General features: G+C 41.6%; 9 protein-coding genes, 1 tRNA gene and 1 pseudogene. 6 read left to right on the plus strand and 5 right to left on the minus strand.

What is annotated here, in order from left to right; translation table 11 throughout:
* Window positions 1-31 precede the first annotated feature (31 nt).
* Window positions 32-106 (plus strand) — tRNA-Gln (locus C2M33_RS12745).
* Window positions 107-243: 137 nt separating this feature from the next.
* On the opposite strand, the pseudogene C2M33_RS12750 reads toward C2M33_RS12745, so the two are convergent.
* Window positions 244-1,412 (minus strand): annotated as a pseudogene (locus C2M33_RS12750) (FAD-dependent oxidoreductase).
* A gap of 258 nt (window positions 1,413-1,670) precedes the next feature.
* On the opposite strand from C2M33_RS12750, the gene miaB reads away from it, so the two are divergent.
* The 5 genes from miaB to lnt are packed head-to-tail and all read left to right on the plus strand — an operon-like array spanning window position 1,671 to window position 7,111.
* The gene (gene miaB, locus C2M33_RS12755) at window positions 1,671-3,116 is read left to right on the plus strand and encodes a tRNA (N6-isopentenyl adenosine(37)-C2)-methylthiotransferase MiaB (protein ID WP_063706105.1); all 1,446 of its coding nucleotides are present in this window, start codon (window positions 1,671-1,673) and stop codon (window positions 3,114-3,116) included.
* A 49-nt stretch (window positions 3,117-3,165) separates the two neighbouring features.
* On the plus strand, window positions 3,166-4,218 hold the full coding sequence (locus C2M33_RS12760; RefSeq protein ID WP_105174587.1) for a PhoH family protein: 1,053 nt from the start codon (window positions 3,166-3,168) through the stop codon (window positions 4,216-4,218).
* Window positions 4,215-4,670: an rRNA maturation RNase YbeY gene (gene ybeY / locus C2M33_RS12765; RefSeq protein ID WP_036967379.1), complete on the plus strand. Its 456-nt coding sequence runs from the start codon at window positions 4,215-4,217 to the stop codon at window positions 4,668-4,670. Before C2M33_RS12760 ends, ybeY begins: the two co-directional genes overlap by 4 nt.
* Window positions 4,671-4,692: 22 nt before the next feature.
* A complete protein-coding gene (gene corC / locus C2M33_RS12770; protein WP_063706110.1) occupies window positions 4,693-5,577 on the plus strand; it encodes a CNNM family magnesium/cobalt transport protein CorC in 885 nt (294 codons plus the stop codon).
* Window positions 5,558-7,111 (plus strand): apolipoprotein N-acyltransferase, encoded by a 1,554-nt coding sequence (gene lnt, locus C2M33_RS12775; protein ID WP_199776369.1) that lies wholly within the window; start codon window positions 5,558-5,560, stop codon window positions 7,109-7,111. Before corC ends, lnt begins: the two co-directional genes overlap by 20 nt.
* Window positions 7,112-7,162: 51 nt before the next feature.
* On the opposite strand, the gene C2M33_RS12780 is transcribed toward lnt, so the two are convergent.
* From C2M33_RS12780 to C2M33_RS12795, 4 genes are all read right to left on the minus strand, one after another.
* Window positions 7,163-8,077 carry a hypothetical protein gene (locus tag C2M33_RS12780; protein WP_063706114.1) on the minus strand — a complete coding sequence of 305 codons (915 nt, stop codon included), beginning with the start codon at window positions 8,075-8,077 and terminating at the stop codon, window positions 7,163-7,165.
* A 352-nt stretch (window positions 8,078-8,429) separates the two neighbouring features.
* Window positions 8,430-8,906 carry an FKBP-type peptidyl-prolyl cis-trans isomerase gene (locus tag C2M33_RS12785; protein WP_105174589.1) on the minus strand — a complete coding sequence of 159 codons (477 nt, stop codon included), beginning with the start codon at window positions 8,904-8,906 and terminating at the stop codon, window positions 8,430-8,432.
* Window positions 8,903-11,305: a Lon protease family protein gene (locus C2M33_RS12790; protein ID WP_063702315.1), complete on the minus strand. Its 2,403-nt coding sequence runs from the start codon at window positions 11,303-11,305 to the stop codon at window positions 8,903-8,905. Before C2M33_RS12790 ends, C2M33_RS12785 begins: the two co-directional genes overlap by 4 nt.
* A gap of 69 nt (window positions 11,306-11,374) precedes the next feature.
* Entirely contained in the window at window positions 11,375-11,833 is a 459-nt protein-coding gene (locus C2M33_RS12795; RefSeq protein WP_054551664.1) for a zinc ribbon-containing protein, read from the minus strand.
* Between the last annotated feature and the right edge of the window lie 158 nt (window positions 11,834-11,991).

Genomic DNA, 11,991 nt, shown 5'->3' on the forward strand with positions numbered 1-11,991 from the left:
AAGTAGAACTAAAACTCTTCAAGTTTAGCGTTGGGATATCGCCAAGCGGTAAGGCAGCAGGTTTTGATCCTGCCATTCCCAGGTTCAAATCCTGGTATCCCAGCCAACTACTTATTTCCCTTTCAAGTTTCAAGTTTCAAGTTTCAAGTTTCTCAAAGTATATTCGATAATTTTTAGCACAAAAAAACGGGCTAATTTTCATTACCCCGCTTCTTTGTCTTTAGTACGATTAATTTTTTACGATTAACTTAATGTCCCGCTGATTGCATACTTTAAAACCCAATTTTTTGCAGGGCCTGTGTTATTAGCAAGCTTTAAAAACTTACTGCGCACCCAACTTAATGGCTTTATCTCGTTTGAAAAACCAAAGTAACATGCATCCATCATACTCATCATTAGTAAATTGGCGTGGCGGCGTTTTTTCTCGTAGCGTTTCAATAACGCTTGCTGACCAACATCAGGTTGATCTGCCAATATATCTGCCAGTGCAACGACGTCTTGAAACCCTAAATTCACACCTTGCCCAGCGAGCGGGTTAATTGTATGCGCCGAATCACCAACTAAAACTAAACGGCCGTGCGAATAATCATTAGCGTGTTGGCGTGCAAGTGGAAAAACAGCATGCTCAAGCAGCTCAAAGTCGCCCGGTAGTTCAGGAAAATGCGCAATGAGGTTTGCTTTGAGTTGCTCATTCGACAATGTTTGCCACTGCTTTAAAACCGCAGCATCGTGATAACAAATTAAATTAGCATAAGGCCTTGCATCGGTAGAAACGCTACGGGTCCGGTTGGCTTAAATTGTTGCCACGTTTTTACTTGCTGCGGGGCATCTAACTTAATTAATACGCCCATGCAGTGCTGACCATATTGCCACCCCGTCACACCTAAGCCAGCTTTGCTTCGCAATTGTGACTGTCCACCGTCTGCTGCAACAACTAAATCGGCGGAATATTGAGTATCGCCATAATGTAAGGTGATTGAATCAGCCGTTTGTGTAATATCCGTGATGGCTGACGTTTGCTCTATCACTTCGATGTTGTATTTTGAAAATTGCTGCCAGAGACTTGCTTGAATTAAATTATTTTCGATTAAATGACCTAAGTGCGTTTCGCCAATTTCATGGCAATCAAACAATAAATTCTCACCTTGTTGTTGGTAGGCTTCAAGTTGTTGATAAGGCGCAATACGATTTTGTCTTAGCAATGGCATGGCACCAAGGTCATCGAGTAAATTTTCTGAAAAACGATTAATAGCCGAAATGCGAATATCGACCTTATCTGAGCTAAGAATATGATCGGCATCGATAAGGTGCTTTTCAATAACGGTGACATCCCTACCCTGTTTTGCCAGTTTTACCGCTGTAGCAGCACCGACCATGCCACCACCGACAACAATTACCCTATTTTTATTCATTTAATATTCGCTCATTTGGCTATTTAAATACGCGACAAATTGTAACGTAATTCAATAATCAGTGTCAGTGCATTTACTGCTTAAGAATTTCAAAACAGTGACTTGTTTGATTTCACACCACAAAGATAAAAACTATACTTGGATCTGTGCGGGTATCCAGCTAAAATACGCGTCCTTTAAGTCGGCATACTTGCCACTTAATCCTGTTTCTAACACATTTTTGTGTCACTACCGAATTGAAAACGAGGCTATATTTCAATGAGTAAAAAGCTGCATATTAAAACCTGGGGTTGTCAGATGAACGAGTACGACTCTCAGAAAATGGCTGATCTACTAGATGCGACTAACGGCTATCAGTTAACTGAAGAAGCTGAAGACGCTGACGTGATCTTACTCAATACTTGTTCAATCCGTGAAAAGGCACAAGAAAAAGTATTCCATCAGCTTGGCCGTTGGAAGCTATTAAAAGATGACAAACCTGACTTAATCATTGGTGTTGGTGGTTGTGTTGCATCGCAAGAAGGCGACTCTATTCGTCAGCGTGCGCCGTTTGTTGATGTAATCTTTGGCCCGCAAACATTACACCGCTTACCTGAAATGATTAAGCAAGTACAAAGTGGCGATAGCACATCGGTCGTTGACGTTTCATTCCCAGAAATCGAAAAGTTCGACCGCCTTCCTGAGCCAAAAGCTGAAGGTCCTTCTGCATTTGTATCAATTATGGAAGGTTGCTCTAAATACTGTACATTCTGCGTAGTTCCTTATACTCGTGGTGAAGAAGTAAGTCGTCCACTTGATGACGTTTTACTTGAAGTCGCACAACTTGCAGAGCAAGGTGTACGTGAAGTAAACCTACTTGGCCAAAACGTAAATGCGTATCGTGGTGAAACACACGACGGCGAAATTTGTTACTTCTCTGACTTATTACGTTATGTAGCAGCGATTGACGGTATTGACCGTATTCGTTACACCACTTCACACCCTGTAGAATTTACACCAGATATCATCGATGCTTATGCTGATGTGCCTGAGCTTGTTGATCACCTACACTTACCAGTGCAAAGTGGTTCAGACCGTATTCTTAACCTTATGAAACGTGGTCATACTGCAATCGAGTACAAATCGACAATTCGTAAGTTACGTAAAATTCGCCCTAACCTAAGCATGTCATCAGATTTTATCATTGGTTTCCCTGGCGAAAGTAAAGCTGACTTTGAAGCAACCATGAACCTTATCAATGATATCGGTTTTGATATGAGCTTTAGCTTCATCTACAGTGCGCGCCCAGGTACGCCTGCTGCTGATTTACCAGATGACGTAACAGAGCAAGAGAAAAAAGAGCGTTTATACGTATTACAAAACCGCATCACGCAAATGGCGCAGCAAATTAGCCGCCAAATGTTTGGTACTGAGCAACGTATCCTAGTTGAAGGTCCTTCTAAGAAGAACCCAATGGAATTACGCGGCCGTACTGAGAACAACCGTGTAGTTAACTTTGAGGGCCCTCATTCAGTGATCGGTCAATTCGTTGATGTTCGTATCACTGAAGCACTGCCAAACTCTTTACGTGGTGAATTAATTCGTACAGAATCAGAAATGAACTTACGTCGCGATGTGGCACCTTCAGCAATTCTAAGTAAAGCAGCTGAAGCAGAGGCCGCTGCGGCCCCTAACGAAATTGGCGTTGCTACTTTCGTACCTTAGGGTGACACTTGGTGCAGGCACCGCCTGCACCCATCAATAGGAAGCAATTTTGAGTAATCAGTTAAAAACATTAGAGATTTATTTAGAACCCGCCGACAACAAACGCCTTTCATCTTTATGTGGTCCGTTTGACGAAAACATTAAGCAAATTGAGCGCCGCATCGGTGTCGAGATTGCTCACCGTGATAATTTCTTCAGAGTAACCGGTAAACTGCACCTTGCAGCAGCGGCTGTTGAGATACTAAAAAACCTCTATATTGACACTCAACCGATTCGCGGCCTGATTGGCGAAATTGAACCTGAAGCCGTGCATTTGGCTATTAGCGAGTCAAATGCCTTAGAACAAGATGAAAACCCAGATGTATACGGTAAAGACATCGTCATCAAAACTCGCCGTGGTGTAATTAAACCACGTAACGACAACCAAGGCGTGTATGTCGCGAATATACTTCATCACGATATAACATTTGGTATTGGCCCTGCTGGTACAGGTAAAACCTATTTAGCGGTTGCTGCGGCAGTTGATGCCTTAGAGCGTCAAGAAATTCGCCGTATTCTACTCACCCGTCCGGCGGTAGAAGCAGGTGAAAAACTAGGCTTCTTACCTGGTGATCTAAGTCAAAAAATCGACCCGTATTTACGCCCTTTATACGATGCATTATTTGAAATGCTTGGTTTTGAGCGCGTCGAAAAACTGATTGAGAAAAACGTGATTGAAGTTGCGCCCCTTGCCTACATGCGTGGTCGTACACTCAATGATGCGTTTATCATTCTTGATGAAAGCCAAAACACCACTGCTGAACAAATGAAAATGTTCTTAACCCGTATCGGTTTTAATTCAAAAGCAGTGATCACCGGCGATATCACGCAAGTCGACTTACCGCGCGGTGCTCGCTCTGGCCTTCGTCATGCTATCGAAGTATTAAACGGTGTGGATGAAATTAGCTTTAATTTCTTCCAATCACACGATGTCGTGCGTCACCCGGTTGTTGCCCGTATCGTTGAAGCGTACGAGCGCAATGATGAAGCAGAACGATTAAAGCGCGCTGAAAAGCAACGAGCTAAAGAAGCACAAGCAAACCAACAAGAAGCAAACTCGTGACCGAATTAGATTTACAAATAGCCTGTGAGTTTGACAACTTACCAAGCTTTGAACAATTTCAACTTTGGGCTGATAAAGCCCTCAGTCATTATCGTGAAGACGCAGAACTGACTATTGTGATCAGCGATGAAGCACAAAGTCAGCAGCTCAATAATGATTACCGTGGCAAAGATAAACCGACTAATGTCTTATCTTTTCCATTTGAAGCACCACCGGGTATTGAGTTACCTTTAGTGGGTGATTTAATCATTTGTCCGGCCATTGTTTTAGCCGAGTCAATTGAGCAAGAAAAGACCTTTCACGACCATTTTGCCCATATGGTTATTCATGGATGCTTGCATTTACTTGGATTTGACCATATAAAGGACGAAGATGCACTCGAAATGGAAAGCATAGAAAAGCAATTACTTGCCGATCTGAACATCGCTGACCCATATCGAGACGATATTTAAATTAACGGAGCAATTAGACGCAATGAGCGACGACAACTCGCAAACTAGCCAGGGTTCTTCTGGCAAAACGTGGCTGGGCCGCATAGCCCAAATGTTGCAAGGGGAACCCCAGAATAGAGAAGAGCTGGTAGAAGTAATTGCCGATGCGCAAGAACGCGACCTTATCGACCCTGAAACCAAAGAAATGATTGAAGGGGTACTAGGTGTATCAGAGCTAAAAGTGCGGGATATCATGATCCCTCGCTCACAAATGGTAACCTTAGAGGTTGATACACCTTTAGAAGAGCTATTACCTATGATGGTTGACTCAACACACTCACGCTTTCCTGTGGTGTGTGAAGACAAAGACCATGTAGAAGGTATTCTCCTCGCAAAAGATTTATTACCGCTTATCTTAAACAAAGATGAGCAGTTACCTTCATTACGTGGCTTTCTACGCCCAGCTGTCGTTGTGCCTGAAAGTAAACGTGTAGACACGCTGCTTAATGAGTTCCGTCAACAGCGTTACCATATGGCTATCGTTATTGATGAGTATGGTGGTGTGTCTGGCCTTGTGACCATCGAAGATATTCTCGAAATCATCGTGGGTGAAATCGAAGACGAACACGACGAAAGCGAAGAACAACAAGATATTCGCCAAGTTGCTAAACACGTTTATGCGGTGCAAGCACTGACAGAAGTTGACGACTTCAATGAATATTTTAAAACCGGTTACAGCACTTCCGATGCTGACACCATAGGGGGTATTGTTTTACACGCATTTGGTCATATGCCAAGCCGTGGTGAAACAATCGAGGTAGAAGGCTTACAGTTTAAAGTCACTAACTCTGATAACCGCCGCATCTTACAATTGCAAGTCACCATTCCAAAGGCTGATGATAACGACAGTGAAGAAACTGCTAACTAACCTAAGCCACCTTGCAAAAGATAAAAAAGCCTGGCTCGCACTTGTTGCGGGCCTCTTTTTAACCTTAAGTTACGCTCCCTATAACCTTTGGTTTTTAACCTTTCTATCTCTTGGTGCTCTACTCTACTGTATTAACCCACTCGCAAACGGTAAATTAGCCGCAAAACAAAGTGCTAAATATGGCTTTTTATTTGGTTTAGGCTGGTTTGGCGCGGGTATTAGTTGGGTGCATGTCTCTATAGCGACCTTTGGTGGCATGCCATTAATCGCATCGATGTCGTTAATGGTGTTGCTATGTGCTTATTTAGCTCTGTATCCTGCATTAGCCGCTTGGCTGACTACACGCCTTGCTAAAGGCCCAAATAGCTTTATCTGTTGGTTACTTGCCGCTGTAGCTACTACAGAGTACTTACGTGGCACATTGCTGACAGGCTTCCCATGGTTGAGCTTTGGTTACACACAAACCGATAGCCCACTCAATTTTTTAGCCCCAGTAATCGGCGAGTTTGGTATCACGCTGGTATGCGTACTTATTGCTTTTGCTTTATATCGCCTAGCTAATAAAGATGGCAAACCTCTTATCGCCTCTGTAGTCTTCCTAGCAGGCTTATATGCGATTGCAAGCAGCACTCAGCTACATCACCAAGACAAAACTATAAAAACTGTACTGGTGCAGGGTAATATTAAACAGCATCTTCGCTTTGAGCCGTCTGAGTTTTGGACGACGATGAGCAAATACCAAGATATGACTCGCCTGCATTGGAATGCTGATTTAATTGTCTGGCCAGAAGCTGCAGTTCCTGAGCTTGAAGCTTTATCAACCGAGTATTTAACAGGCCTTGATAGTGCTGCCACGTTTAATAACACCGCACTCATTACCGGTATTGTTGACTATCAATACGACACGCGTAACATTTTTAATACGCTCATTGTGCTGGGTAAAAAAGAGCATGATGACAGTGAAGGCCACTATCAATATTTAGGTAAAAACCGCTATCAAAAGCATCAGTTATTACCCATTGGTGAGTTTGTGCCGTTCCAAGACTTCTTACGCCCTATCGCACCACTGTTTGATTTGCCTATGTCATCCTTCACTCGAGGTGATGAAGTGCAAAACAATTTACGCGCAAATGGCTTAAATATCTTACCGGCTATTTGCTATGAAATTGCCTTTGCTGATTTAGTTCGTGGTAATTATCGCAGTGACTCCGACATCTTATTCACGGTGAGTAACGATGCATGGTTTGGTGACTCGCATGGCCCGCATCAACATATGCAAATAGCGCGTATGCGCGCCCTAGAGTTACAGCGCCCGCTAATTCGCGTGACGAATAATGGTATTAGCGCCGTTTACGACCCCATCACTAAATCACAATTGGCTATGCCGCAATTTAAAGCGGATGTACTCGAAGCCAATATCTCGTTAATTAAAGGCGATAGCATTTATAGCCAATATGGTAATTGGCCGGTATGGATTGTAGTGATATTACTTGGTGCTGTTGGTGTGCTTGTTAGGGTTAAAAACAACAAATAAAAGTTTAGACGACAGTTAAAGAGTGGTAACTCCACTCTTTAACTTATAACGCTAGCATTGATAAGTGTATATTTTGTTATTTCCCTTCGTTTTGGTTTCCACAACTCGGCAACTAACTCCCCCCTCTAGTGAACTGGAGTATCTTTCAAACTTGGCGTGTTCATTTCTTTCGCTCTCATTTTTATCTTCGCTCTTAGCATTGGCAAATATAAAATCATGACCACTAATTTCGTCATGGTTCAAAGGAATTGAGTTTTTAAATCCATCTCGCCCACCTAAAATATTAAATGACTTAATTACTGGATTTAGTGTTACGCTAATAAAGCCATTTAGGCTTTTAGCAAAATCATCACTATAAAAGTTTATACGAACATATAGCTTTAACTTATTCATATTCGGAAATTTAATTGTTCCCTTAGTTGGTAATAAAATTTTTGCTAAAGCTGATGTCTCACCCGCAAAATAAAAGTCATAAACATCATTTCTAAAATAACTGGCAAGCAAAAAGTCATAGGGACTTCCCTTGACTTCAATCTCCTTTCCTAACGGGGAATTATCATTTGCATTGGTATTAGTTTGCTTAGGGGTTGATATATTACGTTGAGTACTTTGCCCATTTTTAAGCATACTCTTTTCAGAAGCACGCGTTATTACACGTACTAACTCTTTGCGGTATTCATATAGAAGGTCTAAATCAAAAAGTTCATCATTACTAAGCTCAGACAAAGAAACATTAACTACTGACTCACCATACCGATCTTCAATGAAGTGAGTATCGTATTTTAATGCTGTTTCATTAAGCATATCGACCACAATAACAACTTTAGTATCAGAGTTAACGCTTAACCTTGCGATCTTGTCTTTTTGATGTTGAGAGCAATTATTGCAGATTTCAACTTCTGCCTGACCAAAAGCAGACAAAGATATTCCCGAAAAAATAATAAACAATAATATTAGTTTGTACATTCAAAAATCCTTTTAGTAATGCAACTTTAAAATTACCAAATAAAAGAAATAACCTCATTTTCAGAAGGTTTTCTAAGGGCTATAGGAGTTCATTTTAAAAAATGAGATGAGGCTTTACTACTTCAACAACAAAAGACCCAAAAAGGGTACTGATGAATTTGTACAGCTATTGAACAATTTTGTCAACGCAAGATTAGCTAGCTATTACACTGCAACGTGCATGTTCGAAAGAGCAAATTACTTTAAAAGTTTCAGCTACTTTACCTTCAATAAGGTTTGCGTTGAGGTTAATCTATTCAACTACTTTAGCAGGCAATTAAAAAAGGCTTCTTAATGAAGCCTTTTTTACATTTTAAGATTCTATCTTTATCAGCTCTACATCAAATATCAGTAGCGAGCCTGCTGGAATGCTGCCTGCACGTTTACGGCCATATGCAAGCTGTGGCGGGATATAAAAGGTAAACTTATCCCCTTCGCTCATAAGTTGTAAGCCTTCGGTCCAGCCTGCAATCACTTGATTTAAACCAAAGCTAATTGGCGAATTTCTTACCACTGAGCTGTCGAAAACACTGCCATCCATAAGCGTACCGTGATAGTGAACCTTTACTTTACTGGTTGCACTTGGCTTTGCGTCATTACCTGAACTTTGCTCAATTTTGTATTGCAACCCAGATGCGGTTTCATGAACATCATCAGCTTTGCCATTATTCGCTAAAAAATCCGCGGCAAGCTTCTCATTTTCAAGTGCTTGAAGCTTCGCTTTTTTACTATTTTTAAAAATTAAAAAGCAAAAAATACTAATGATCAGTAAAAGTATTAAATTAATCATTCAGCGTCCTTCTCATCATCATTATCGCCATTTACGATATCCGCAATATTGGCAAGCCTTGCTAACGCAAGTGCATTAATAGAGCCTTCTGGATAACCTTCTGCGGTCATTTCGCCTGCGTCTTTATCCATTAATAAACTCAGTGCTTGATCAACGGTTTCAACGGCATAAATGTTAAAGCGCCCTTTTTCAACGGCATCAATCACTTCATCATCAAGCACTAAATTAACTTGATTTGACTTAGGAATAATCACCCCTTGCTCGCCGGTTAGGCCACGCATTTTACAAAGCTTAAAGAAGCCTTCTATTTTCTCGTTGACGCCACCAATTGATTGCACATCACCATGCTGGTTAATTGAACCAGTCAGTGCAATAGATTGGCTAATAGGTAAGTTCGTAATAGCTGATATCAGCGCGCATAGCTCTGCTAATGAAGCACTATCTCCATCAATATAGCCATAGCTTTGTTCTATCGCGATATTGGCACTGAGCGTTAGACTAAATTGCTGAGCATATTTATTGCCTAAGTAACCGGTTAATAGCATCACCCCTTTTGAGTGAATGGCTTTACCCAGTTCAGCTTCTCGTTCAACGTCAATTACGCCATCTGCACCTGCGTACACAGTGGCGGTAATACGTGCAGGGGTACCAAATGAAGTATCACCAATGTGCAGCACAGTTAAACCATTTACTTTGCCCACTGCGTGACCTTCGGTTGCAATTAAAATTTGCCCCTCTTTGATATCGCTCAGCATGGTTTCTGAAATTTGTCCGGTGCGGTATTGCTTGCCTACAATGGCTTCATCAATGTGATGAGCATCAATCATAGTTTGCCCATCTTGCTTGGCATAAAAACTCGCTTCTGCCACTAATTCCAATACATCGGCAAAACGAGCTGAGAGCTTATTGTGATGCTCAGCTTGGCGGTAACTAAACTTCAATAGTCTTGCCATCGCTGCTTCATTTGCAGTGCAATTAAGGGTTTGCTGGCAATATTCAGTCACCTTGGTAATGAACTGATATTGCAGTTTATCGCTACTTGGCAAGTAGTAATCAAAGTCAGCAAGGACACGGAATAACTCAGCAAACTCTTCATCATATTCACCTATCGTGTAATAAAGGTCGCGAGAGCCTAGCAGCACTATTTTTACATCAAGAGGTATAAGCTGCGGACGTAGTGTAAAACTACTTCCTACAGAGCTGTCTTGATAGGGTAAGTCGTTTTTAATTTGATGCGTTTTTAAAGACAGTTTTAGGCCATCCCACACTTGTGGGTTCGCCATGACTTTCTCGGCATCCATAATCAAATAACCACCATTGGCACGATGCAGTGCCCCAGGCTGAATTGAGCGGTAACTGGTGATAAGCGAGCCTTGCGAAGTCGCATATTCAATTTTACCGAAAATATTACCAAAGGTTGGGTTCGGCTCATACACCACAGGGGCTGCATCGCCCTCTTTGTATTCTACGAGAATATTTGGCGCAAAGAAGTCCGTTAGCATCCCTTTACGGTCAAAATCTTCTTTGTTTTCGTCGTTGTCATCGTCGTCAAGCCACTCAAGAACTGCATCAATAATTTCTTCGCGGATGTCTTTTAAGTAACGTAATACACCAATATGCGTGGCGTATTTATGCTCAAGGGCTTTAATAAGTGGTTTCGTAGCAAGCTCTGCGGTAGATTTTTTAAGATTACGCAGTTTTTCAGATGATTCACGTTTCCAACGAGGTAGTTCTATCAATGCTTCGATTAATGCGTCTTCAAGTTTTTCAATAACCTCATAAAACTCAATACGTAGAGGCTCTTCTAGGGCTGAAAATTCATTGTCGCTCAGTTGTTTACCATCAACTAAAGGCGCAAATCCAACAACACCATTTTCTTCAATCAGCGCAACACTTTGCTCAAGAGCAGCAATTTCAACAGCAGTAATTGCCGCATCATAGGTATCGTTAAACTCACGGTCGATTGATTTTTTCTTGCGCTGATAACCCGGGTTATCAAAAGCTGCTGGGAATGTATCGAGTACTTCGTCGATAAAAGAGTCTATATCGTCAGCTAATTGCTTCGATTGACCGGCTTGCATAAATAACGCGATTGGCTCACGGTGGTCGTCATAGTTGTTAACATACAACCACTCATTAGGCGTTGGGCGGTCTTTAGAATGGGCTGTGAGTTTGTCTTTTACTAAAGTGTATCGACCGTGTGCAGCTTCACCCATCACATAAACATTATAACCAGGTAACTCCATGCCCAGTGAAAAGTCGAGGGCACTTTGCGCACGTTGCTGGCCAATAAATGGCAACGCTTCTGGATATGGGTTTTGCATACACGTGGCAACATGACTCGCCGCAATCTCAGGTGCTAACGCAGAAACAGGTAGTGGGATTAGTTTTTTTGTCATTCTAACTTCTTATTTCCCAGTCTTGACTGGGCATTATAGGTAACGCCCAGCACAAGCTTGCGTCACTGATTAAGGTTGTAATGCCTTACGGCGAAAATAAATACCGCCACATTCAGTACAAGGAGTAATTTGCGTAGCATGGTAAACATCGTAACTATGTTGACAATTTTTACATACTAATGTGCCCATGGCTATCCATTCTCCTTCTTGATAAACACCATTGTGTTGAAAATCTTGGTTTAAGGCTTGCCATTCGAGCTGAGTTTTATCTTCAATGTGCGACAACTCGTACCAAAGCGACTCTTTAAGCTCGAGCCATGCGAGTGAATCATAGTGACTGTCGTTTTCTTTGATGTGGTCGATATCGCGTTGTAAATAGTCACGATACTGATTTAATTTTTCTTGCCCTAAATCTTTAAGTGCCTGCTCTGATTCAACAAATTTCTCCATTGCATCCTTGAGCTCATGATCTTTTACGTCTTTAAGCCAAGCACTCAAATCACTCAGCCAAGATTTATAATCTGCCATCGTTTACTCCTTCAAAAGTGATGAAAAATCAACCGTTATTCTAGTTGAGTATAGGTTAACCTGCCCTGAAAATATATTTCCTTGGAAAATTAACAAAAGCGCCTATTTGCCGCTGTGATTAGCATGTATTTTGGGTTATCCTTATCGACAATTTTTTA

Source organism: Pseudoalteromonas sp. T1lg122 (assembly GCF_002964825.1).
In the GTDB taxonomy this organism is placed as follows: Bacteria; Pseudomonadota; Gammaproteobacteria; order Enterobacterales; family Alteromonadaceae; genus Pseudoalteromonas; species Pseudoalteromonas gelatinilytica.